Source organism: Pseudomonas violetae (assembly GCF_023072615.1).
GTDB classification, from domain to species: Bacteria; Pseudomonadota; Gammaproteobacteria; order Pseudomonadales; family Pseudomonadaceae; genus Aquipseudomonas; species Aquipseudomonas violetae.
The window spans coordinates 16,420-39,873 of the sequence record NZ_JAKNRW010000010.1; the positions used below are offsets into that span (position 1 = coordinate 16,420).

At 60.4% G+C, this 23,454-nt stretch carries 23 protein-coding genes; 9 read left to right on the forward strand and 14 right to left on the reverse strand.

Features of this window, described 5'->3' with window-relative positions; all coding sequences use genetic code 11:
- Positions 1 to 18: 18 nt before the first annotated feature.
- On the reverse strand, positions 19 to 372 hold the full coding sequence (locus L9059_RS14325; protein WP_247291677.1) for a putative quinol monooxygenase: 354 nt from the start codon (positions 370 to 372) through the stop codon (positions 19 to 21).
- 333 nt (positions 373 to 705) lie between these two features.
- Here L9059_RS14325 and L9059_RS14330 point away from each other — a divergent pair, with 333 nt between their 5' ends.
- Positions 706 to 1,635, forward strand: a complete 930-nt coding sequence (locus L9059_RS14330) for an AraC family transcriptional regulator (RefSeq protein WP_247291678.1) — start codon at positions 706 to 708, stop codon at positions 1,633 to 1,635.
- 126 nt (positions 1,636 to 1,761) lie between these two features.
- Here the strand turns inward: L9059_RS14330 and L9059_RS14335 are convergent, their stop codons facing one another.
- From L9059_RS14335 to L9059_RS14360, 6 genes are all read right to left on the reverse strand, one after another.
- Entirely contained in the window at positions 1,762 to 2,817 is a 1,056-nt protein-coding gene (locus L9059_RS14335; protein ID WP_247291679.1) for an ABC transporter ATP-binding protein, read from the reverse strand.
- A 13-nt stretch (positions 2,818 to 2,830) separates the two neighbouring features.
- The gene (locus L9059_RS14340; protein WP_247291680.1) at positions 2,831 to 3,679 is read right to left on the reverse strand and encodes an ABC transporter permease; all 849 of its coding nucleotides are present in this window, start codon (positions 3,677 to 3,679) and stop codon (positions 2,831 to 2,833) included.
- Positions 3,676 to 4,584, reverse strand: coding sequence for an ABC transporter permease (locus L9059_RS14345; RefSeq protein WP_247291681.1), 909 nt, complete (start codon positions 4,582 to 4,584; stop codon positions 3,676 to 3,678). The genes L9059_RS14340 and L9059_RS14345 overlap by 4 nt, the downstream gene beginning before the upstream one ends.
- A gap of 104 nt (positions 4,585 to 4,688) precedes the next feature.
- Positions 4,689 to 5,792 (reverse strand): extracellular solute-binding protein, encoded by a 1,104-nt coding sequence (locus L9059_RS14350; RefSeq protein ID WP_247291682.1) that lies wholly within the window; start codon positions 5,790 to 5,792, stop codon positions 4,689 to 4,691.
- Between the two features lie 217 nt (positions 5,793 to 6,009).
- Positions 6,010 to 7,458 carry an aldehyde dehydrogenase family protein gene (locus L9059_RS14355; protein ID WP_247291683.1) on the reverse strand — a complete coding sequence of 483 codons (1,449 nt, stop codon included), beginning with the start codon at positions 7,456 to 7,458 and terminating at the stop codon, positions 6,010 to 6,012.
- Positions 7,455 to 9,092: a 5-guanidino-2-oxopentanoate decarboxylase gene (locus L9059_RS14360; protein ID WP_247291684.1), complete on the reverse strand. Its 1,638-nt coding sequence runs from the start codon at positions 9,090 to 9,092 to the stop codon at positions 7,455 to 7,457. Before L9059_RS14360 ends, L9059_RS14355 begins: the two co-directional genes overlap by 4 nt.
- A 159-nt stretch (positions 9,093 to 9,251) precedes the next feature.
- Between L9059_RS14360 and L9059_RS14365 the strand changes: the two genes are divergently transcribed.
- Complete coding sequence (locus L9059_RS14365) at positions 9,252 to 10,133, forward strand: LysR substrate-binding domain-containing protein (protein WP_247291685.1); 882 nt, start codon at positions 9,252 to 9,254, stop codon at positions 10,131 to 10,133.
- A 46-nt stretch (positions 10,134 to 10,179) separates the two neighbouring features.
- Here L9059_RS14365 and L9059_RS14370 read toward each other — a convergent pair whose 3' ends face one another.
- Positions 10,180 to 11,058: an MBL fold metallo-hydrolase gene (locus L9059_RS14370; RefSeq protein WP_247291686.1), complete on the reverse strand. Its 879-nt coding sequence runs from the start codon at positions 11,056 to 11,058 to the stop codon at positions 10,180 to 10,182.
- A gap of 112 nt (positions 11,059 to 11,170) precedes the next feature.
- On the opposite strand from L9059_RS14370, the gene L9059_RS14375 reads away from it, so the two are divergent.
- Together L9059_RS14375 and L9059_RS14380 are read left to right on the forward strand one after the other, a co-directional pair.
- Complete coding sequence (locus L9059_RS14375; RefSeq protein ID WP_247291687.1) at positions 11,171 to 12,076, forward strand: LysR family transcriptional regulator; 906 nt, start codon at positions 11,171 to 11,173, stop codon at positions 12,074 to 12,076.
- Positions 12,077 to 12,253: 177 nt separating this feature from the next.
- Positions 12,254 to 12,430 (forward strand): hypothetical protein, encoded by a 177-nt coding sequence (locus L9059_RS14380; protein ID WP_247291688.1) that lies wholly within the window; start codon positions 12,254 to 12,256, stop codon positions 12,428 to 12,430.
- 9 nt (positions 12,431 to 12,439) lie between these two features.
- On the opposite strand, the gene L9059_RS14385 is transcribed toward L9059_RS14380, so the two are convergent.
- Positions 12,440 to 13,336 carry a helix-turn-helix domain-containing protein gene (locus L9059_RS14385; protein ID WP_247291689.1) on the reverse strand — a complete coding sequence of 299 codons (897 nt, stop codon included), beginning with the start codon at positions 13,334 to 13,336 and terminating at the stop codon, positions 12,440 to 12,442.
- 179 nt (positions 13,337 to 13,515) lie between these two features.
- On the opposite strand from L9059_RS14385, the gene pobA reads away from it, so the two are divergent.
- Together pobA and L9059_RS14395 are read left to right on the forward strand one after the other, a co-directional pair.
- On the forward strand, positions 13,516 to 14,709 hold the full coding sequence (gene pobA, locus L9059_RS14390) for a 4-hydroxybenzoate 3-monooxygenase (RefSeq protein WP_247291690.1): 1,194 nt from the start codon (positions 13,516 to 13,518) through the stop codon (positions 14,707 to 14,709).
- Between the two features lie 78 nt (positions 14,710 to 14,787).
- The gene (locus tag L9059_RS14395) at positions 14,788 to 16,305 is read left to right on the forward strand and encodes an MDR family MFS transporter (RefSeq protein WP_247291691.1); all 1,518 of its coding nucleotides are present in this window, start codon (positions 14,788 to 14,790) and stop codon (positions 16,303 to 16,305) included.
- A gap of 69 nt (positions 16,306 to 16,374) precedes the next feature.
- Here the strand turns inward: L9059_RS14395 and L9059_RS14400 are convergent, their stop codons facing one another.
- The 4 genes from L9059_RS14400 to L9059_RS14415 form a co-directional block, all read right to left on the reverse strand.
- Positions 16,375 to 17,223, reverse strand: a complete 849-nt coding sequence (locus L9059_RS14400; RefSeq protein ID WP_247291692.1) for a cache domain-containing protein — start codon at positions 17,221 to 17,223, stop codon at positions 16,375 to 16,377.
- 72 nt (positions 17,224 to 17,295) lie between these two features.
- On the reverse strand, positions 17,296 to 18,168 hold the full coding sequence (locus tag L9059_RS14405; protein WP_247291693.1) for an ATPase: 873 nt from the start codon (positions 18,166 to 18,168) through the stop codon (positions 17,296 to 17,298).
- Between the two features lie 106 nt (positions 18,169 to 18,274).
- Entirely contained in the window at positions 18,275 to 19,267 is a 993-nt protein-coding gene (locus L9059_RS14410) for an NAD-dependent epimerase/dehydratase family protein (RefSeq protein ID WP_247291694.1), read from the reverse strand.
- A 54-nt stretch (positions 19,268 to 19,321) separates the two neighbouring features.
- On the reverse strand, positions 19,322 to 20,215 hold the full coding sequence (locus L9059_RS14415; protein WP_247291695.1) for a LysR family transcriptional regulator ArgP: 894 nt from the start codon (positions 20,213 to 20,215) through the stop codon (positions 19,322 to 19,324).
- A gap of 96 nt (positions 20,216 to 20,311) precedes the next feature.
- Between L9059_RS14415 and L9059_RS14420 the strand changes: the two genes are divergently transcribed.
- The 3 genes from L9059_RS14420 to L9059_RS14430 all read left to right on the forward strand — a co-directional run bounded on the left by L9059_RS14420 (position 20,312) and on the right by L9059_RS14430 (position 22,086).
- A complete protein-coding gene (locus tag L9059_RS14420; RefSeq protein ID WP_247291696.1) occupies positions 20,312 to 20,713 on the forward strand; it encodes an ACT domain-containing protein in 402 nt (133 codons plus the stop codon).
- Between the two features lie 6 nt (positions 20,714 to 20,719).
- On the forward strand, positions 20,720 to 21,322 hold the full coding sequence (locus L9059_RS14425) for a LysE/ArgO family amino acid transporter (RefSeq protein WP_247291697.1): 603 nt from the start codon (positions 20,720 to 20,722) through the stop codon (positions 21,320 to 21,322).
- Positions 21,323 to 21,489: 167 nt separating this feature from the next.
- A complete protein-coding gene (locus L9059_RS14430; RefSeq protein WP_247291698.1) occupies positions 21,490 to 22,086 on the forward strand; it encodes a superoxide dismutase in 597 nt (198 codons plus the stop codon).
- 49 nt (positions 22,087 to 22,135) lie between these two features.
- Here the strand turns inward: L9059_RS14430 and L9059_RS14440 are convergent, their stop codons facing one another.
- On the reverse strand, positions 22,136 to 23,230 hold the full coding sequence (locus L9059_RS14440; protein ID WP_282615473.1) for a T6SS effector phospholipase Tle3 domain-containing protein: 1,095 nt from the start codon (positions 23,228 to 23,230) through the stop codon (positions 22,136 to 22,138).
- Positions 23,231 to 23,454: the final 224 nt, after the last annotated feature.

Here is a 23,454-nt window from a genome sequence, read left to right on the forward strand (position 1 = left end):
AATGCCATCATTAAACCCTCATCCCGCCATTTTGTGTACCCAGGACCGGGTCTGTCCGATCGCCTGGGCGGCTGATACTTCCTTGAAGGTATGAAAATCCAGGCTGTTAACCATTAATCCTTCAACCAGTTCGGCAAAAATCTGCATCGCCGGAGTGCTGAAGTAAGCAGTCATGGCCTGCTGATCGCGCCAGAAACCGGACACCAGCCACAACTGCGGATCACATTGCGAATGTTGCAAGGCAAAGCTCAGGCAGCCCGGTGCACTGCGCGACGGCTCTATCAGGGCGCTGAGACGCGCGCCCAGTTCCGCCGAACGCCCGGCACGAGCACGAACAAAGGCCATATGGCTCACGGGGATTTGCGTAGACATGTTCAACCCTCCCAGGTACTCGAGTGGCAGCCGTGGGACGGGCTGCGACAGGATCAAAGGTTAAGCTCGCCCGGGACGACGCGGTTAGTCGATTCCTGCCGGCTTGTTGCACGATCCTGCGAAGCGGCCTTGGGTAGCTGTACAACCTGTAAATCCTGCCACACCGATGAAATAAGACTTTCGAGCAAGTTTGCCGGGTGAGCGCCGGCCGCCCCTGTGCAACACTTGAGCCTCGTGCAGAATCAGGCAAGCATTTCGCAGGATGTGTCTACCGTTGCTCCTTGCACAAACTTAAGCTCCGCTCATCCCATCACTTCGCCGAGGAAGTCGTGCATGTCGTCGCTCGATCACTTTGAAGCCCCGCTGGATTCCGACATGGAAAAGCAGCGGGCGGAACTGGCCGCGATCATCCGCCGCAATACCCTGGACGATGGCACCTACGCCACGGCCGTCGGCTCGCTGTTCATGTCGCGCCACAGCAAGTCCCACGATTTTGCCCCGGTGCTCGCGCAACCGGCGCTGTGCATCATGGCCCAAGGGCGTAAAGAGGTGCGGCTGGCCGATGAATTTTTCAATTACGACCCGCTGAATTATCTGGTGGTATCGGTCTCGATGCCGTTGAGTGGGCGGGTGGTGAATGTCACTGCCGAGGAACCAATCCTGGCAGTGCGCCTGGACATCGACCCGGCGGAGATTAGCGCACTGATCGCCGATGCCGGCCCCCTTGGCGTGCCGACCCGCCCCACGGGTCGCGGCCTGTACGTCGAGCAAATCGACACCGCGATGCTTGACGCTGTAGTGCGTCTGGCCCGCCTGCTCGATTCGCCCAAGGACATCGGCATGCTTGCGCCGTTGATCCGCCGGGAGATCCTGTACCGCCTGCTGCGCAGCCCGCAGGGGTATCGGCTGTATGAGATTGCCATTGCCAACAGCCAGAGCCACCGCGTCAGTCAGGCGATCAAATGGCTCAATGGCAATTACGAGCAACCGTTGCGCATCGATGATCTGGCGAAGGAAGTGAACCTGAGCGTGTCGACGCTGCATCACCGATTCAAGGCGATGACAGCGATGAGTCCGTTGCAGTATCAGAAGCAGCTGCGTTTGCAGGAGGCTCGGCGGTTGATGCTGGCCGAAGGGCTGGAGGCGTCGGCGGCGGGGTATCGGGTGGGGTATGAAAGCCCGTCGCAGTTCAGCCGGGAGTACAGCCGGCTGTTCGGTGCGCCGCCGTTGCGGGATTTGGCGCGGTTGCGGTTGTCGGTGTAATCCAAATATTGTTGCGTGGCATTGGCCTCATCGCGGGCAAACCCGCTCCCACAGGTTCTGTGAACGCCACAGATCACAAGCGGGCTTGCCCGCGATGAGGCCAGAAAGGCTAACATCGAATCTGGATCAGGCGCCGAGTACCCGGCAAGCCTCTGCTGGCAAGGTCACCGACACCGGATTGCCGATGGTCAAACCAAAGCCCTGGCACGGTGTACTCAAGGCAGTAAACGACACCCCCGAACATTCCACCGTGGTTTCAATCGTCGCGCCAATGTCGCGCACGAACGTCACCCTGCCCAGCAAACGGTTCCCCGCCGTGGCCTGGGGCTGGGACAGTTGCAGGTCCTCGGGACGAATCAGCATCTTCACCCTCGCCCCCGCCACTATGCTGCTGCAGATTGGCACTTGCAGCGCGTCTCCTCCGGGTAAACCAACCTTACCGTCCCCCAGTGCCGTAGCCGGAAAGATGTTGCCCGAGCCGATGAAATCCGCGACAAACTCGTTGGCTGGATGCCGGTAAATCTCGATTGGCGTACCCACCTGCTGCACCCGATGCTCACCCAGCACGACGACGATATCGGCCATGGTCATGGCCTCACGCTGGTCGTGGGTGACCATGATGGTGGTGATATTCAGGCGCTGTTGCAGTTGGCGGATTTCTACCTGCATCGATTCGCGCAGCTTGGCGTCCAGCGCCGACAGCGGTTCATCAAGCAAAAGGATTTTCGGGCGCGCGGCAATTGCCCGGGCGATCGCCACGCGCTGGCGTTGCCCGCCGGACAGCTTGGACACCGGACGGTCAATCATTTCCTGCAACTGAATAAGCTGCAGCAACTCCACCAACCGCGCCTGCTGATCAGCCTTGCTGACCCCACGCAGCTTCAGCGGATAAGCAATGTTCTCCCCCACTGTCATGTGCGGAAACAGGGCCAGGGATTGAAACACCATGCCGAAATTGCGCTGATGCGCCGGGGTGTGGCCAATGTCTTCACCGTCCAGACGGATCTCGCCACCCGTGAGGGTTTCGAGCCCGGCGATCATGCGCAGCAGCGTGGTTTTCCCGCAGCCCGAGGGACCGAGAAAACACACCAGTTTGCCCTCGGGCAAATGCAGATTCACATCCCTTACTGCGCAGGCCGAGCCGTAATGCTTCTCGACGTTTTCCAGAATCAGACCAGTCATATTGCACCTCAAATCAAAAGGAAACGCCGCCCTCGCCCACCAGCTTCTCCAACGCCCAGATCAGGACGAAGTCGATTAGCACGATCAGTACGGCAAAGGAGAAGACAGTAGGGTCAAGCGATGACACAGTGCGGCTGTACATCCAGATCGGCACGGTCATGACATCGATGGTGTAGAGGAAATAGGTCACGGTGAACTCGTTGAACGAGACGATGAACGCCAGGAGCATCCCCGCGAGGATTCCCGACTTCATCAACGGCACCACCACGTCGATAATCGCCCGGGTGGGCGATGCGCCCAGCATCTGCGCAGCCTCTTCGACCTCACTGCCGATGGAAAGCATTGCCGCGGTGCAGTTCTTCACCACGAACGGCAATGCCAGGATCACGTGGGCAATCACCAGGCGCGAGGTGGTCATCTGAAACGGCAGGCTGTCAAACACCAGCAGCAATGCCAGGCCCAATACCACCATGGGGAACACCAGCGGCAACGACATCAGTTGCAGCGCCACGGCCTTGCCCCGGAACTCGCAACGGGTGAGCGCATAAGCGGCCGGCACCGCGATGATCGTGGCAAAAACCATGGTCAGGCAGGCCACCATCAGGCTGGTGGTCATCGCTTTGCCCAGGCTCAGCACGTCACTGGAGTCCGGCGAGACAAAGGTCTTCCACGCCGCCTTGTACCACTGCAGGCTGTAGCTTTCGGGTGGGAAGTCGAGGTTTGAGGCGCCGCTGAATGACATGACGATCATGGTCAGGATCGGCAACACCGCCAGCAGCAGGATGAAGCCCGACAAGACGCCGGCAAACTTGCCGGTATCGCCCGGCAGCAACATATGACGTTTCTTGATCACAGTGCTCATTGCGAAGCCTCCATCCTGCGCCGACGACGGCCAGTGAAATATTCCGACAGGGTCATGATCGCCAGCGTGGTGACAATCAACACCACCCCGGCGGCGGAGGCGGCGGGCCAGTTCATCAGCGGGGCGATCTGGTCATGGACCATCACCGCCAGCATCGGCACGCGTCGGCCACCCAGCAACAAGGGCACCACGAAGCTGCTGGCGTTGTAGGCAAACACCAGCGTTGCGCCGGTGATGATTCCCGGCAGACTCATCGGTAGCACCACCTGGCGGAACACCTGCAGGCGACTGGCGCCCAGGGTGGCCGCAGCTTCTTCGTAGGTGCGAGCGACTCCGCGCATGGCACTGGCGATCGGCAGTACGGCCAGCGGGAACGCAGTTTGCACCAGCCCCATCAGCACGCCGTTCTGGTTGTAGAGCAGCATGATCGGACGCTTGATCAAACCCAGGCCCATCAGCGCCTGATTGAGCATTCCGCCTGGCCCGAGGATGACCAGCCAGCCATAGCTTTGCAGCAGCAAGTTGACCAGTAGAGGCAGCAACACTGCAGCAAGGAAGATCCTGCGTATGAAGGGTGAGGTCAGGCGTGACATGGTGTAGGCCACCGGAATCGCCAGCACTACGGCGATCACCGCGCTGATCAGCGCCAGGCGCAGGGTCAGCAGCAAGGACTTGAGGTAGTAGGGTTCGAGCAACTGGGCATAGCTGGCCAGGCTGAAGCCGGTCCATTCCGCGCCTTTGGTGCCCACGCTCATGCGCAGCACCAGCAGGCTGGCGGCGATCAACACGCCGAGGAACAGCATCGATGGCGTGAGGAAAAGCCAGGCACGGGCGGTGGGCGACACGCCGCGCTTTGGCGGTGATGCCGCGACGCTGCCGGGGTGGGTCAGAGGTTGGTGTTCCATGGCTAGGGTCTCGTCAATGGAAAGCAGCTGGCAAACACAAGACTCGGATCACCCCGCTCCCACAGAGGATTCGGGGTGTTTCAGGTTTGGCGTTCGCCACTCGATCAGGAAGAAAAGATTTCCGTGTAGCGACGAATCCATTGGTCATGCACGGAGGCCAGGAAGGCGTTGTCGTGCATGATCGCCTTCTCGGCAATTTGCTCCGGCGTGAGAATGTACGGGCTCTTGCGTGCCTCGGCGGAGATGATTGCCTTGGCGTTGACCGGGCCGTTGTAGATGTCCTCGGCCATTTTTCCCTGCACCAGCGGGTCCAGGGAGTGGTTGATGAAGGCGTAGGTCAGGTCTGTGTCGCCGGGGCGATTTTTTGGCATCACCGAGAGCATCAGGTCGGTGTAGAAACCTTCTTTCATGCCAAAGGTAGCACCCAGGCCGTAGGCCGGATCACGGATTTGCTTGGGGAAAAACGCCGGCGCGTACAGGCCACCCATATCCAGGGAACCGGTGCGGAACAGCTCGGCGATCTGGTTCGGGTTCTCACCCAGAGTTACCACGCGGTCCTTGAGCTCGGCGAGTTTCCTGAAGCCCGGCTCGATGTTGTGCTCGTCACCACCGGCCAGTTTAGCGGCGATGATGATCAGGTCCATGGCCTCGGTCCAGTTCGGCGGCGGCAGGAAGATGTTTGGCGACAGGTCCGCGTCCCACAGGGCGGCGTAGCTGTCCGGCGCTTGCTTGATGGTGCGGGTGCTGTAGACCAGGCTATTGCACCAGAGCAGATATCCGATGCCGTGGCCATTGGCACCCGTGCGGTATTTCTCCGGCACATCAACCAGATTGGGGATGCGGTTGAGGTCGGGTTTTTCCAGCAGGTTGGCTGCGGCCAGGCCTTCGGCGCCGACCCCTGCCAGGGTGATGATGTCGTACTGCGGACGATCGCCAGCGGCCTTGAGTTTGGCGACCATCTCAGAGGTGCTGCCGGTACGGTCAGCGATAACCTTGCAGCCGTACTTGTCTTCAAAGGTCGCCGCGATGTTGCGCAACGCGGCCAGGCCGGTATCGTCGGACCAGGTCAGCAGGCGCAGGGTTTTGCCCTGGAAGCGGGTGTCGCTGGCGTTGGCCTTGATGAACGGCATGCTCATGGCCGCCGCGGCTACCGAGGCTACGCCCACGGTCTTGATGAATTGACGTCTGTTCAGATCATGCTCGCCCATTACGGACTCCCTTTGTTTTTGTAGGTATAAGGCAGGTTGAAACTGTTGAATCCGCGCGGTCGAATCAGCGTTATCCCTCGTATTTTCGGGGGTTTGGCGCAACCAGTGAGTTCATCCTGAGGTCGTGCAAAACACCTGACTATCGATAAAAACTCATCGAAGCCATGACACCAGCGCATGCCTCGACAAGAGGCACGCACTCACCTTTTTCGAGCAATCAGATGGCTCGAATCACGTGTTTTATTTCCTGGAAAGCCTGTAATCCCCACGGCCCCAATTCGCGGCCAATGCTGCTCTGCTTGTAACCACCCCAGGCAGTCTGCGGGAAGATCACCTGCGGCGCGTTGATCCACACGAGCCCCGCCTGCAAAGCGTTCGCGACGCGATCCGCCACTTCGGCATTGCGTGTGACGACACTGGCCACCAGACCGAATTGGCTATCGTTGGCCAGGGCAATCGCCTCGGCTTCGGAGGCGAAACTGCGCACGCAAATCACCGGACCGAAAATCTCTTCACACCAAAGCGCACTGCCCTGGGGCACTTCGGTGAAGATCGTTGGGTGCAAAAAATATCCGCGCGGCAGGTCTGCCGGACGATTGCCGCCGCAGACCAGTTTCGCGCCAGCGCTCAAACCACGGTCGATGTGACCGAGTACTCGCTGGTATTGCGCCTGATTGACCAGTGCGCCCATTTCCACCGCCGGATCGAACGGGTCCGCCACACGAATGGCTTCGGCACGAGCCTTCAAACGGATGAGAAATTCATCCGCCAGTTCATCGGCGACCAACACTCGGCTGGTGGCGGAACACATCTGCCCGGCGTTGAAGAAGGCGCCGCCACAGGCCACTTCCACGGCCAGTTGGAGGTCGGCATCGGCCAGCACCAGCAGCGAAGATTTGCCGCCCAGTTCCAGGCTCACGCCTTTGACGGTTTCTGCCGCGCGTTGCATGACCTGCACGCCGACCGCATTGCTGCCGGTAAAGGAAATCTTGGCGATGCGTGGATCGGCCGACAGCGGCGCCCCCACCGCCAGGCCCGTGCCACACACCAGGTTGAACACCCCCTTGGGTAAACCAGCCTCGGCGATGATTGCCGCCAGTTCCAGCTCTGGCAGCGGCGTGACTTCGGACGGCTTGAGCACCACGCAGCAACCGGCAGCCAGGGCCGGTGCGAGTTTCCACGCGGTGGTCACCATCGGAAAATTCCACGGCACGATAAGGCCGACCACGCCGCAAGGTTCGCGGCGTACCCGAGCGCTGAAATCGTCGCTTGGCAGCTCTACTGCACTGTCCTGTTTAGCGTCGAGGCTTTCGGCCAGGCCGGCGTAATACTCGAAGGTGGCGATCACGTCGTCGACGTCGATGGCCGCTTCGAACAGCGGCTTACCATTGTTGCTGGACTGCACATGCATCAACTGTTCACGACCGGCCCGAACGCCCGCGGCGATCTTGCGCAGGATTGCGCCACGCTCGGCGCCGGTGGTTTGCGACCAGTCTCTGAACGCATTGGCAGCCGCACTGACGGCCTGATCGACCGACTGCGCATCGCCGCCATTTACGGTGGTCAACAGCGCTTCTGTTGCCGGATTGATCACGCGCAAATGCTCGCTGCCGGCCGACCATTGGCCGTCGATGAACAGGCCGTCTAACGTTGTCGGAAAACTCATTTCGACACCGCCTTCATCCACGAAGCCTGGTCGATTTCAATCAGCGTCGGGCCCTGGCGATCACTGGCGACACGCAGCGCAGCGCGCAGTTGCTCGACGCCAACCACCGCTTCGGCGGCACAGCCCAGCGCCTTGGCGACGCCGATGAAGTCCGGGGTATAGATGTCCACGCCCACCGGCTCGATAGCGCGGTTGACCATATATTTCTTGATCTCTTCATAGCCCTGGTTATTCCACAGCAGGACGATCACCGGAGTGCGTGCTTCCACGGCGCTGGCCAGTTCCGGCATAGTGAACTGCAGGCCGCCATCACCGATCAGGCACACCACCGGAGGCCGTGCCCCGCTCTCAACGCTGCCACCGAGCCAGGCACCAATGGCTGCCGGCAAGGCGTAGCCCAGGGTGCCGTAGCCGGTGGATGAGTTGAACCAGCGGCGCGGACGCTCAGGGTTGAACGTCAGGTTGCCGGTGTAGACAGGCTGAGTCGAATCGCCGACGAATACGGCGTCTGGCAGTTCGTGCAGCACGATTTCCAGAAAGCGCGTTTGCGCCAGCGTCGAGGCATCCCAAGTGGAGGCCAGTTCTTCACGCAGACGCGCGGCGCGAACCTGCCCCCAATCATTGCGACGTTCAGCCAGGGACTTGTGCGACAGCGCGCTCAGCAGCGCCTGCGCGGCGTTGCGTGCATCGGATACCAGCGCGACCTGTGGCGGGTAGTTGCGTACGGTCTGATCCGGATCGATGTCGACCCGCAGCAGTGCACCGGGAATCTCGAATCCACCAGCGAAGGTGACGTCGTAATCGGTCTCGGCCAGTTCGGTGCCGATGGCCAGCACTACGTCGGCCTCGGCGACCAAAGCACGCGTGGCCACCAGGCTCTGGGTCGAGCCGATCAGCAACGGATGCGCGGATTCGAGCATGCCTTTGGCATTGATGGTCAAGGCCACTGGCGCGTCCAGCAACTCGGCCAATTGGGTCAGTTCGGCAGCCGCATCGATGGCTCCGCCACCGGCAAGAATCAATGGGCGTTTGGCACAGGCCAGCAGCGCGGTCATACGGCTGATCGCGCTCGGCGAAGCGCCTGCGCGGTCAATATTGACCGGCGCGCTGGCGAGCAAGTCGTCTGCTTCTTCGACCAGCACGTCCAACGGAATTTCGATATGCACAGGACGCGGACGGCCGGCCTGGAACAGCGCAAACGCACGGGCCAGTACGACGGGCAACTCAGCGGCCGACATCAGGGTGTGGGAGAACGCTGCCACACCACCGACCATCGCGCCCTGGTTCGGCAGTTCGTGGAGCTTGCCACGACCGCCACCCAACTGGCTGCGCGATTGCACGCTGGAGATCACCAGCATCGGGATTGAATCGGCGTAGGCCTGGCCCATGGCCGTGGTGATGTTGGTCATGCCAGGGCCGGTGATGATGAAGCACACACCAGGCTTGCCGCTGGTACGCGCATACCCGTCAGCCATGAATCCGGCGCCCTGCTCATGACGTGGAGTGACATGGTTGATGCTCGAACGGGCCAGCCCGCGGTACAACTCCACGGTGTGAACCCCGGGAATACCGAACACCTGTTCGACCCCGTAACCTTCGAGTAACTTGACCAATACTTCGCCACACGTCGCCATGTCATTGCCCTTTTTATTCGTTTGAGACGCCGGACCTGTGCAGTGTTTATGATGCGTGGGCAGGTCCAGGGATGGCCTCATTGGAACGGGCGACACGTCGCCTCAACAATGGATAAAAAGTCATACTAGCCATGTCCTTACGTCATACCTTGGATCCCAATGAAACGATTGCCTCCCCTGCCGGCGCTGCACACCTTTCTGATTACCGCGCAGTGCTGCAACTTCACCCGTGCCGCCGAACAGCTGCACATCACCCAGGGCGCGGTGAGCCGGCAGATCGCAGGGCTGGAGGATCACCTGGGTTATGAGCTGTTCATTCGTCAGGCTCGGGGCCTGGAACTGACGGCCGAGGGGCGCGAATGGCTGCCACGGGTGCAGAAGATTTTCCGCTTGATCGACGAGGCCGTGGACCAGATCGGCGAGAAGCGCGAGACCCTGCAGCTGAAGGCGCCGACCTGCGTCATGCGGTGGTTGTTACCACGGCTGATGCAATGGCAAAGAGAGCGTCCGGATGTACCGGTGGAGTTGACTACCACGGTGAAACACGGAGTGGATTTTCATCGCGAACAGTTCGATGCCGCGGTGATGTACGGAGCGCCGCCAGACAAAGCACTGGTGTCCTTTCACCTATTCGACGAACAGCTGACCCCGGTATGTTCCAGGCCTTTGCTGGAAGGCCCGATACCGCTGCAGTCCCCTGATGATCTGCAACAGCATCTGTTGCTGCACCCGACGCAGGACGAACGCGACTGGAAAGCCTGGCTGGCCAACGCCGATATTCGCTTGAACAACGTGGGCAAGGGTCAGCATTTCGAAACCCTGGACCTGGCCATGTCGATGGCGTCACAGGGGACTGGTGTGGCGATTGGGGATTGGTCGTTGATCGGCGATGACCTGAGCGCAGGAAGACTGGTGATGCCTTTTGAGCTGAAGGTCAAAACCGGGTTGGCGTATTACCTGGTGTTCCCGGAGAAACCAGAACCATCGCCGAAGCTGCGCGAGATGATGGGGTGGTTGGTGGAGCAGGCACAATCGCGGTGATTGCTACATAGCCGCTGTGTAGGCTGCTCCTGGGAGAATTAATGGCTTACCACTTCATCTCGCCCTTGGCGACCTTGGCACTGAGCTCCAGCGAGCTCTCTTCGCCCAAGGTCGGGTAACGTTTTTTCATCGCGGCGATCAGAGCAGTTGAGTCCTTGGCCTTGGCGGTTTCTTCGTCGAAGGCCCGGATGTAGTCGGCGGTGAACTGCACGGCAGCCAGCGACCGGGTGCTCTCGCCCAGGTAATGGCCGGGCACTATGGTCTGCGGTTCCAAAGTCTCGATGGACTGCAGCGTAGCAAGCCAATCGGCATGGGACTGCGGGGTTTGGGTGTCGGCCATCCAGACATGAATGTTCTGCGCGACGACGACGCCACCCACTACCGCCTTGATCGACGGGATCCACACGAAGCTGCGATCCGGCTGCTTGCCTTCAAGGCCGACCACCTGCAATTTCTGCCCTTCAAGTATCAGGCTGTCGCCTTTGAGCACCTGCGGCACGATGGTTTTAGCCGGCACATCCGCCCCCATTTTCGGCCCCCAGAAAGCCAGCTTTGCGTCGACTGTCTGCTTGATGTGATCCACGGTCGACTGCGATGCCAGCACCCGGGCTTTCGGAAACGCAGCGGTCAGGGTGTCGAGCCCGAAGTAGTAATCCGGATCACCGTGGCTGATGTAGATAGTGGTCAGTTGCTTGCCACTGGCGCGGATCTTCTCCACCACTTGCGCAGCCTGGGATTTGCCGAATTGCGCATCCACCAGAATCGCCTCTTTCTCACCGCTGACCAGTACCGAACTGACCGGGAAAATCGCCTGGGTACCCGGGTTATAGACATCCAGCGTGAGGGGGGCCGCGAGCGCGTGAGCCGCAAGAGTGAACGTGGCGCCGGCCAGCAAGATACGCTTGAGGGAAGTGAAACCGATCATGTATTGCTCCGATGCTGATTGCCGTATTGGCGATGTGACAGAGCTTAGTTGCCTGACCTGATACAAAAAATGCGATGCTGAGACATAGTTTGTTTCTAAAATCGAGCAAATCATGGATCGTCTTCAAGCAATGCGGGTGTTCGTCTCGGTGGTCGACCTGGGCAGTCAGTCGGCTGCCGCCGACCATCTGGACCTTTCGCGGCCGGTGGTCTCACGCTATCTGGCGGAGCTGGAGGACTGGGTCGGCGCGCGGCTGATGCACCGCACCACGCGCAAGTTGAGCCTGACCGCTGCGGGCAGCGAGATCCTGCCGCGCTGCCGGCAAATGCTCGAGCTGTCCAGCGACATGCAGGCGGCGGTCAATGCGCCGGACGAGGCGCCGCGCGGTTTGCTGCGCATCAGCGTCAGCACTTCGTTCGGCCAGGCGCAACTGGCAGACGCCATGGTCGCGTTCGTCAGGCGCTACCCCGGCGTCAGCATCGACCTGCAGATGCTCGACCGTACGGTAAACCTGGTGGATGAACGCATCGACCTGGCCATTCGCACCAGCAACGACCTGGACCCGAACCTGATCGCGCGGCGGCTGACGGTGTGCCGTTCGGTCATTTGCGCCGCTGCAGCGTATCTGCGCGACTACCCAGCTCCGCAGAGGGTCGAGGACTTGAGCCAGCACAATTGCCTGACCCACTCTTACTTCGGCAAAAGCCTCTGGCACTTCGAGCAGGACGGCGAGCCGGTGTCGGTGGCGGTGCAGGGCAACATCAGCGCCAACGAGGCGAGCACCCTGCTACGCGCCACCCTGGCTGGCGCCGGGGTGGCGATGTTGCCGAGCTACCAGGCCGGGGTGCACATACTCAGTGGCGAGTTGATCCGGCTGCTGCCCCAGGCCGAACCCCGGCAGATGAACATCTACGCGGTCTACGCGTCCCGCAAGCACATGCCGACAACCCTGCGCTGCATGCTGGATTTTCTGGTACTGAGGTTTCCTGAAGAGCCAGAGTGGGACGTCGGCCTGTAACCCGGCCCAACGTTGGGAATAAACCATGTGGACCCTTGTGGGTGCGCTCACTCCATCAAGTGTTTACATTCCCAGCACGTTCATCAGTATTTTGAATACCGCGACATAGTGGCATCTCCCCACCACTGACCTATGCTCAATGTAGTACCTCCAGGTATTCGTTCAGAGGTCAACGCCATGAACATCAAAACAAGAAGATACCTCGCCATTTTCATCACCTGCGCGGCGACGCTGGCGCTCTATGGCACCGCTGCCTGGCGGGTCGAACAGCTGCGGCAATTGCCCCGCGATTATGCGAGCTGCAACTTTGAGCGCTGCATTCCTCACAACGCCAGCCTCAACGCCCTTCGCTGACGAAAGGCATCAGGCTTCGTTGTCTTGATCGGCCTTCAAACGGTCGCGAAACGCCTTGGGCGAAATGCCCACCCGGCGTCGAAACAGTCGGGTGAAATTGGTCGGATCGGAAAATCCCAACACGTCGGACATCTCGTAGATCGTCATGCTGGTGTACGTCAGCAGGCGCTTGGCTTCGAGTAGCTGTCGCTCGTGCATGATCTGCAACGCCGGTTGCCCCGCCAACTCGCGGCAGGTGCCATTGAGGTGCGAAACAGAAATGCCCAGCCGATGCGCCAGGTCTTCAACCTTGACGTGCTGGCGATAGGTTTCTTCCACCAGCTGGATGTAGCCGTTGAGATACTCGCGCGCCCGCTGTGGACGCTGGCTGGCAGACCGTCGCTGCAGAGCTTGGCGGCTGGTCCATACCATGATCACGCTGACCAGCGAATGCATGAGCATTTCCCGCGCCGGTTGGTGACCGGTGTACTCCTCCTGAAGCGCCGTAAACAGGCTGTTGAGGTAGTCACCGTCCTTGCCCGCCGGGTAACTCTCGGCCTGGCCCAGGGCATTCATCGAACTGCCCAACTGCGCCTGCAGGTGCGTGACCAGCGGCGCAGCCAGCGTAACCACAAACCCTTCGACGTCCTCGGAAAAACGGAAGCCGTGCACGGATAGAGGCGGCAGGATCTGGATTGCCGATTCGGTGAGCAACGTGCGCTGTCCTTCGATCTCAAGCTCTGCCTGACCTTTGAAGACGAAGAGCAACTGGCACAGATCAGCGTGACGATGGGGTTTGATTTCCCACTGATGCTCGCGGCTGCGTTTGGATATGGTTTCACAATGCAACAGGTCCGGCGTTGGCCAGTCCAGGCTTTCTCCGTAAAGCTTGAACACCGGAATGGAAGGTAGGGCAGGCTTGTTCATACTTCAATCAGGCCTCGGAGAGGGTAGCGGGCGATAATCGCACCGATTGGCAGAATGTACAGGTATCGGCTCAGTTTTCACCTTCAATTGACAGACTCGCAAGTGAAAAATGCAAGCACTCGATCCATAAAAATCATTTACCGGCCCTGGCCGAGTGAAGCTTGCGAGTTATAAGAACAATGAAAACCCTGAAAACCCAAGTCGCCATTATCGGCGCAGGTCCATCCGGATTGCTCCTCGGCCAACTGCTGCACAACGCTGGCATCGACACCCTCATCCTTGAACGCCAGACCCCGGACTACGTCCTTGCGCGCATTCGTGCCGGCGTGCTTGAACAAGGCATGGTAGAGCTGCTGCGCAAGGCCGGTGCTGGACAGCGCATGGATGCCGAAGGGCTGGTCCACCACGGCTTTGACCTGTCGCTCGACGGCCGCCAGGTGCACATCGACCTGCACGCCCTTACCGGCGGAAAAACCGTGATGGTCTACGGTCAGACCGAAGTCACTCGCGACCTGATGGCCGCTCGTCAGGTCGCGGGCGCCACCACTTTCTACGGCGCCGAGAACGTCGTCCCCCACGGGATGAAGACCGCTGAACCCTTCGTCACATTCGAGAAAGATGGCCAGAGCTATCGACTGGACTGCGACTACATCGCCGGCTGCGATGGCTTTCATGGCGTGGCACGGCAATCGATACCGGCCGAGAACCTGAAGATTTTTGAACGGGTGTATCCGTTCGGCTGGCTAGGCATCCTCGCCGACACACCGCCGGTGCATGACGAACTGGTCTACGCCCGCCATCAACGAGGGTTCGCCCTGTGCAGCATGCGTTCGTCGACCCGCACCCGTTATTACCTGCAGGTGCCGGCCGGCGAGAAGGTCGAACAATGGTCCGATCAGCGTTTCTGGGACGAACTCAAATCCCGTCTGCCGGTGGAATTGGCCGAGACGCTGATCACCGGGCCGTCCATTGAGAAAAGCATCGCGCCATTACGCAGTTTCGTGGTCGAGCCGATGCAGTATGGGCGCATGTTCCTGGTCGGCGACGCCGCGCACATTGTTCCGCCCACGGGCGCCAAGGGCTTGAACCTGGCGGCCAGCGATGTCAGCACGCTATTTGAGATTTTGCTGAAGGTGTATCGCGAAGACCGCCTCGACCTGCTGGAAAAGTATTCGCAAATTTGCCTGCGGCGGGTCTGGAAGGCCGAGCGGTTTTCCTGGTGGATGACCTCGATGCTGCACCGCTTCGACGACCACGATGGGTTCAGCCAGCGCATTGCCGAATCCGAACTGGCGTACTTCGTCGACTCCGAAGCCGGCCGCAAGACCATTGCGGAAAATTACGTCGGCCTTCCCTACGAGCCTATCGAATAGCCTGCTATCGATTTACACTGGCGAGCATCCCCGCTCGCCTCGAGGCCTGCGGATCACCCATAGCCCGCAGGTTTGACCGTGACCAACCTCACCCAGCCCGACACGCCGAAACCAGCGATTCGCAGCGTGCTGATTGCCCTGATGCTGGCGATCTTCCTTGGCGCGCTGGACCAGACCATCGTTGCGGTGTCGATGCCTGCCATCTCCGCCCAGTTCAAGGACGTCAGCCTGCTGGCCTGGGTGATTTCCGGGTACATGGTGGCCATGACGGTGGCAGTACCGATCTACGGTAAGCTGGGTGACCTGTACGGGCGCCGCAAGTTGATGCTGTTCGGCATGGGCCTGTTCACCCTGGCTTCGCTGTTCTGCGGTATGGCCCAGAGCATGGAGCAATTGGTCCTGGCGCGAATTCTCCAGGGCATTGGTGCCGGGGGGATGATTTCGGTGAGCCAGGCGATCATCGGTGACATCGTGCCGCCACGCGAGCGCGGTCGCTACCAGGGTTACTTCAGCAGCATGTACGCGGTGGCGAGCGTTGCCGGGCCAGTCCTGGGTGGCTACATGACCGAGTACCTGTCGTGGCGCTGGGTGTTTCTGATCAATCTGCCGCTGGGCGTGGGCGCCCTGGTGGTGGCCCATCGCACGCTGGTCGGCCTGCCAGTACCGCAGCGCAAACCGGTGATCGACTACCTCGGCACCGTGCTGATGATTATCGGCCTGACGGCCTTGCTGCTGGGCATTACCGAGGTCGGCCAGGGCCATGCCTGGAACAGTGTCGAAGTCATGGGGCTGCTCGCGTGTGCGGTAGTCGTCCTGGGGCTGCTCGTCTGGCACGAACGCCGGGCGCGGGAACCGTTGCTGCCGATGCACCTGTTCGCCAACCGCAATGCCCTGCTGTGCTGGTGCACGATTTTCTTCACCAGCTTCCAGGCGATCTCGCTGATCGTCCTGATGCCGCTGCGCTTTCAAAGTGTCACCGGCGCCGGCGCCGACAGTGCCGCCCTGCACCTGCTGCCGCTGGCCATGGGGCTGCCCATGGGCGCCTATTTCGCCGGTCGTCGCACCTCGGTGACCGGGCGCTACAAACCGATGATCCTGAGCGGCGCGCTGCTGATGCCAATCTCGATTCTCGGCATGGCTTTCAGCCCGCCCCAGTCGATGATCTGGAGCAGCCTGTTCATGCTGCTCAGCGGCATCGCTGGCGGCATGCAATTTCCGACCTCGCTGGTGGGGACGCAGAACTCGGTAGAACAACGGGACATCGGCGTGGCCACCAGCACCACCAACCTGTTTCGCTCCCTGGGTGGCGCGGTCGGTGTGGCCTTGATGTCGGCGTTGCTGTTGGCACTGTTGCAGGACTCAAGCTTCGCCCACCTGGGCAGTTCAACCCTGCTTGGCGAAGGCCACTCGGGGAATGTCCTGCTGGACGGTTTGAACGCGGCGCCAGGGGATGCTCAGAATGCCTTGCGCGCAGAGTTGCTGTTGACGTTCCGACACTTGCTGATGGTCAGTGCGGCGGTATCACTGCTGGGGTTGGCGGCGGCGATTGCGATGCCGAACATGTTGTTGCGCGGCCGCGAGGACAAGGTTCGCTAACGCAAAAGATCGCAGCTTGCGTAGGAGCTGCGGCAGGCTGCGATCTTTTGATCTTTTGATCTTTTGATCTTATGGACTGTAATACCCCACAGCCACCAGGAAATGCCCGACCTTTTTCAGGTACGCATGCTTGGCCTCAACCTTGCCAGTCACCGGGTTCTTCCAGCGATACTCGTATTCGCCATAATCCTGTTTGGCGATCAACGCCAGGATTGGCTCTCCCACCGGCTTGCCTTCAGGATCCTTGATCTTGCTGAAGTCGGTGTTGATCAAGCGCAGGTTGGTGCCGTGGGCGACGTAACGGCTGGTGTTCAGGTCCACCACGAATACGTAAAGATCATCCTGCAGGTAACCGCCTTTAAGCGAATTGATGGCGGTCAACGTGCCCTTCTCATCCTTGGCCAGATCGCCAGCGGCCTTGTTCAGCAACGCCATGGCCTGCTCCGCTGACGCGCGAGGAAGGTAATAACCCACTGCCAGAATGCGCTGGCCGATACGCTGGTAGAACACGTGCTTGCGCTCGACCTTGCCGTCGGACCAGTTCTGCCAGCGATATTCGGCCTGCTGAATGCCATTGCCCTCGGGCACTTTTAACGCGTCCTTGAAGGCTTTCTGCAAGTCCGGCCCGAGCACATCCGACACATCCCGCCCGATCAACGCCGAAGACGGCCCACCGCTGGCGAGCATCACGCCCTTGGTGTCGACCACAAACACGTACCGGTCCTTGTCGACAAACTCACCCTGACGACTGAATGCGGCAAACGCCTTGTCACCATTGTCGTGGTAGTAGGCCAAGGCCTTTTCCAGCAAGGCCTTCGCGGCCTGGCTGTCGTCTTTTTCCGTGCCGGCCGCCTGTGCCTGGCCCAACCCTATTAACAGCAGGCCCCCCAGTAACATCAACTTGTGCCAAACCCCCATTGCGCATTCCTCATTCCTATTGGTGTTCAAGGAGCGTAGACGAGCACAGCCGCTATGGGACGCGTTGCGGCCTTATGGCCTGGCGTTGAGCTGCTTTTGCAGATTCTGGATCTGCGCCTGCAGGGTGTTGATATTGCGGCTGATCTGAGTGCGAAACGCATCAAATTCCGCAGTGTTGCCAATGGCGCTCGCTGGCGGACGATTATCCTGCTGGCTCTTGAGCACGATCATGTCCTGCTCCAGTCGTTCGATGGCCGCGCCCGGGTTGCCCTGCTTCTTCAACGCAGCGATATCGGCGCTGAGGCTCTTGAGCTGGGCGTCGACCTTGCTGGTGTCTGCGGGGGCGCTTTTCAGCGTGGCGAGTTCGCTGCTCAGGGTTTTGACCTGGGCCTGCAACTGCGTGTTGACGCTCTGTTGTTCAGTGGCTTGGGCGGTCGCCTGGGCCAGGCGCTTGTCGAGCTCGGCGGTTTGCGCCGTCATCTGCGCCAGGCGTTTGTCCAGTTCGGTGGTCTGGCCGACAACGCCTTGCTGCTGCCTGCCCTGATCCAGGAGTTTGCTCTCCAGTTGCTTGATCTGCAGCTTCAACGCCTCGCTGTCACTGGAAACATTGGTCTGGCTGGCGACCACCTTGCCGGAAATATCCTGCAGGCGCCCTGCCGCCTCCTCGCTGATGCGCGCGAAGCTTTCCTGGGTCGCTACCAGCTGTTGTTCCATCAGCGAAATCTGCTGGAAGCTCCACCAGGCAAGGCCAGCGAAGGCAATGAACAACGCGCCGACCAGTGCCCACAGAGGGCCGGTACTCGGGCCTTTGACCTTGACCACCGGTGGCGTGCGCGAATGCATGGAATGCCGCGCGGCAGGCACAAAATCATCGTCGTCGAGGCTGTCGGCGCGCAGGCTCGGTACATCGTCGAAGTCGTCGTTGGCATCGTTACGCATGGACATTGAGTCAACCTTTGTGAACGCGGTGATGGCTTGATGCGGCGCAGTATACCCCCCACAACCGCATCGATTGACCTTGAACCCCGAACTCGGTTCAGTAACGACCCCGTCAGTGGATATCCTGAGCCTTCCACCAACTGCAGAATTCGTCGAGGGCGGTCCAGAGGCTGACCTTTGGATCGTAATCCAGATAATGCCGCGCGCGGCTGATGTCCAGGGTGAAATCCCGGGTCATCACCTGCATGCCCAGACGCGACAGGGTCGGCTCGGGCCGGCCCGGCCAGAGTTTGCACACGCCTTCGTTCAACGCGGCGACGCTGTAGGCCAGACCATAGGAACGGTAGCGGGTGACCTGCGGGACTTCCATCCGGCGCATCACGTAATTGACCACATCCCACAGCGGTACCGGGGTCCCGTTGCTGATGTTGTAGGCCTTGCCCAACGCCGAGCCGGTGGCCAGCAAGCTGCTGAGCAAGGCTTCGTTGAGGTTTTGTACGCTGGTGAAATCAACCTTGTTCAGGCCGTTGCCGATGATCGACAACCGCCCCTTGCGCTGCATCTTCAGCAGGCGCGGAAAAATACTCATGTCACCGGCACCGGTCACGAAGCGCGGACGCAGGGCGAGGGTCTCGAGACCGAATTCCTGGGCGCCAAACACTTTTTGCTCGGCCAGGTACTTGGTCGCGGCGTAGGGGTGCTTGAAGCGCTTGGGCACTTGCTCTTCGGTCAGGCCGAGGTGATCGCGGCCATCAAAATAGATCGAGGGCGAAGACAGGTGCACCAGGCGCCGGACTCGCTGCTTCAGGCAGGCTTCGACCACGTTCTCGGTGACCTGGACGTTGCCCTGATGGAAATCCTGATAGCGCCCCCACAGCCCCACCGCGCCGGCACAATGGACTACGGCGTCGACGTCCACACACAGGTCGCGGGCCAGCAGCGGGTCGCCGAGATCACCCTGGATAAACTCGGCGCCACGGCGCACCAGGTGTTCGACGCTTTCGGCCCGGCGACCATTGACCCGCACGTCCAGGCCCTGCTCCAGGGCGAAACGCGCAAAGCGCCCGCCGATGAAGCCGCTTGCGCCGGTGACCAGAATCTTCATGTAGTGCTCCGATGTGTTTCATTTTGCGTAATGCGTAAGTCTTGACGCTGCCCGTCAGTCCAACGGCACCAGCCATTGCCTGGATGAACGCACCAGTTGTTCGGTCAGCAACCCCAGCAACTGCCCGCCATTGCGCCAATGATGCCAGTACAGCGGCACATCGATGGGCTTATCTGGCAGAAGCTCGACCAATACGCCGCGCTGCAGTTGTTCGCGCACCTGCAGTTCAGGCACCAGGCCCCAACCAAGGCCGGCTTCGGTCAGGCGGATGAACCCTTCGGAGGACGGGCACAAATGGTGTTCGAACCCCCCATCGACACCCAGGGACGCCAGGTAGCGATGCTGCAGGAAATCGTCCGGACCAAACACCAGCGCCGGGGTTTTCGCCAACTGATCAGCGCGCACGCCTTCGGGAAAGTGCCGAGCGATGAACGCGGGGCTGGCCAGGGCGCGGTAACGCATCGCACCCAATAACACACTGCGCGCGCCCGCCACCGGACGCTCGCTGGCGCAGATACACGCGGCCACTTCGCCGGCGCGCATGCGCTTGAGGCCGACCGTCTGGTCTTCGACCACCAGGTCCAGCAGCAGGTGTTGCTCGGCACAGAAGTCGCTGACGGCGGCGGCCCACCAGGTGGCCAGGCTGTCAGCATTCAGGGCAATGCGCAGGCGTTCCGGCAGGCCTTCTTCGTCCAGCGCTGGCACCAGGCTCTGCAAGTCGCGCTCAAGCAAACGCACCTGCTGCACATGGTTCAACAGGCGCCGGCCGATTTCGGTTGGCGCTGGCGGTGTGACCCGCACCAGGACCGGTTGGCCGACCCGCGCCTCCAGCAGTTTGATGCGCTGGGAAATCGCCGACTGCGACAGCCCCAACACCTGCGCAGCGCGCTCGAACCCGGCCTGCTCGACCACGGCCGCCAGGGCGGAAAGTAATTTATAGTCGAACATCAGTTTTCCTAATGAGCGATCAGTAAGATTTGTTTTTCTTATACCGCTTCCACGGGGAGAATGGCCAGCAAGAACTCATCGACAAGGATCACCCACATGGCTGGCGAAACTTCATTGGCAACCCTGCTGCGCAGCATGAGCCCGCAACTCAACGCCGGCGAATACGTGTTCTGTACCCTTCACGACGGCCATCTGCCGGCAGGTCTTGAGTTGATCGGCAGCTTTCGCGAGCAAGAAGGGCTGACGGTGATCCTGGAGCGTCGCCATGCCGAAAAAGCCGGCTTGCACTTTGACTACATCGCCGCCTGGATCACCCTGAACGTGCATTCGGCCCTGCAGGCCGTCGGCCTGACAGCGGCCTTCGCAACCGCACTGGGACAGGCTGGGATCAGTTGCAATGTGATCGCCGGTTACTACCACGACCATTTATTCGTCGGCCAGGCCGATGCCGAGCGCGCCATGGGCGTGTTACGGGACCTGGCAGCCAGCGCGGAGTAACCATCAATGTGGCAGAGCTATGTAAACGGCCTGTTAGTGGCCGCGGGGCTGATCATGGCGATCGGCACCCAGAATGCGTTTGTGCTGGCCCAAAGCCTGCGACGTGAACATCACCTGCCGGTGGCCGCCCTGTGCGTGGTCTGTGATGCGCTGCTGGTCGCCGCCGGAGTGTTCGGCCTGGCGACAGTATTGGCGCACAACCCGACCTTACTGGCGGTCGCCCGCTGGGGTGGCGCAGCGTTCCTGCTCTGGTATGGCAGCCTGGCGTTGCGCCGGGCCTGTTCGAAACAGAGCCTGCAACAGGGCGAAGGTCAGACCGTACGTTCGCTGCGGGCGGTGATGCTCAGCGCATTGGCCGTGACCTTGCTCAACCCGCATGTTTACCTCGACACCGTACTGCTGATCGGTTCGCTCGGTGCGCAGCAGACCGAGCCCGGCGCTTATGTGATGGGCGCAGCAAGCGCATCATTGCTGTGGTTTTTTACCCTGGCATTGGGCGCCGCATGGCTTGCGCCTTGGCTGGCCCGACCGAGTACATGGCGGATCCTCGACCTGCTGGTGGCAGTGATGATGTTCACCGTAGCGTTTCAACTCATCACTGCGCCCTGAATATTTCTGGAACCTCTATCCCACACAGTTGTTGCGTGGTTATGCCGCACCCCCGGTGCTATGATCCGGTCCGATGCGCCGCAAAGAGTACAAACTCCCCGGCGCTTGTCTGGCCGCCCGTGATCGGCCTTGCGCTCACCGCAACTGACCTGATTAGGAGAATCATCATGGCTTTCGAATTGCCGCCGCTGCCTTACGCACACGATGCCCTGCAGCCGCACATTTCCAAGGAAACTCTGGAATACCACCACGACAAGCACCACAACACCTACGTCGTGAACCTGAACAACCTGGTGCCAGGCACCGAGTTCGAAGGCAAGACCCTGGAAGAAATCGTCAAATCTTCCTCGGGCGGCATCTTCAACAACGCCGCTCAGGTCTGGAACCACACTTTCTACTGGAACTGCCTGGCGCCAAACGCCGGCGGTCAACCTACCGGCGCACTGGCTGAAGCCATCAATGCTTCGTTCGGTTCGTTCGACAAGTTCAAGGAAGAGTTCAGCAAGACTTCCATCGGCACCTTCGGTTCCGGTTGGGGCTGGCTGGTGAAAAAGGCTGACGGTTCCCTGGCCCTGGCCAGCACTATCGGCGCCGGCAACCCGCTGACCAATGGCGATACCCCGCTGTTGACTTGCGACGTCTGGGAACACGCTTACTACATCGACTACCGCAACGTTCGTCCGAAATACGTCGAAGCGTTCTGGAACCTGGTCAACTGGACATTCGTGGCTGAGCAGTTCGAAGGCAAAACCTTCACCGCTTAAGATCGGCATCCAATAAAAAGCCGCGTTTGATACGCGGCTTTTTTGTGCCTCATGTTCTGGGAGCGCCGCCGCTAGGGGAGCCGAACTTGAAGGGATCGGCACCACGGTTCTCGCGGTTCCTCTCTTTGCGCGCCTCGTCCGGTGGGTGGATCATTTGGACCGTCAAGCTGCCGTCCTGGCCGGCGTAGACCACCGCGCTGGCACCGCCGTCCAGGTAGCTGGCAATGGTCGCCAGGCTGATTTCGACCAGCGCCCCACTGACGCCGGTATTGCCCAGACGCCGCACGATGTCGTACCCCTCATCGACATTCCCCAACTTGTCATGGTCTTGGGGGGTGACCTTGGGCAGCACGCTGTAAGGCGAGTCCACGAGAATTAGGGTGTCGGCGCAGCGCAGGCCCTTGTCCACCAACAGGGCCTGCGCCAACAACGCGATCAGGGTGCCTTGGCTATGGCCCATGATAGTGATGGTTTCATCAGGGGATACCCGGCGAATTTCACTGACCAGCATCGCCAGACGGTGAGCGGCCAATACAAAGTAATGCCGCAGCGGCGCATTGGCGAAGAGCAGGTAATTGTTCGGCTTCGCGTGTTCGACGGTGGCGGTTTTCCAGTTAGCCTTGAAATCCTCGCCATACATCTGCTCCAGGTTATTGGTGGCATTGGCAAAGTGGCGATCCAGGCGATTGCCCCGGACATCCTGAAACTGGTTGCGCATCCTGAACGGATCACCGGCATCATCACGCTTGACGTGTTCCGGTGCGGCTCGATAGCCCCAATAGAAAGGGATCATCAGGCTGCGGGTTTTGGGATCGTCCGTGTCGCGCTGATAAAGATAAGTGTCCGGGTCGTCGAGTATTTGTTCTTCTTTATCTTTCAACGTTTCCCGAGGCGCTTGCTTGGCGTCGTGGTATTTGGCCCCATATCGCCCCGCCTTCAGATCCGGCCGATCCAGGCGCTCGTTAACCCCCTGGCACAACCCGGTTTCAACCGATTCATAGGACGCCCCGGGGTCATTGACGCCATGCAGGAAGATCACCACCCCCGGCAGGTCGGCGGGCACTTCCATGTACCGCACGGTGTTACAGTTGGGGATAAGGCGGAACGAGGATTTCGCCACGCCGTAAGAATCTTCGCTACTCATTGGCCGCCACCTGTCGAGTCGCTGCCACGCATCGCCTCTTTTCTGGTGGTTACACACTTGATCAGGCGCCGATTGCGCAGCGCAAATATCGTTGTCAGGTCCATTTAACGTTTACTCCGGCGAAAGCTCCTGGAGAGTTCCGAAAAGCATCTGCAAAACCGGCCGGGGCATCAGACCGCGAGTCGCAAATGAGCAATGCGGCTGGACGTTAGCGTGCACGGATT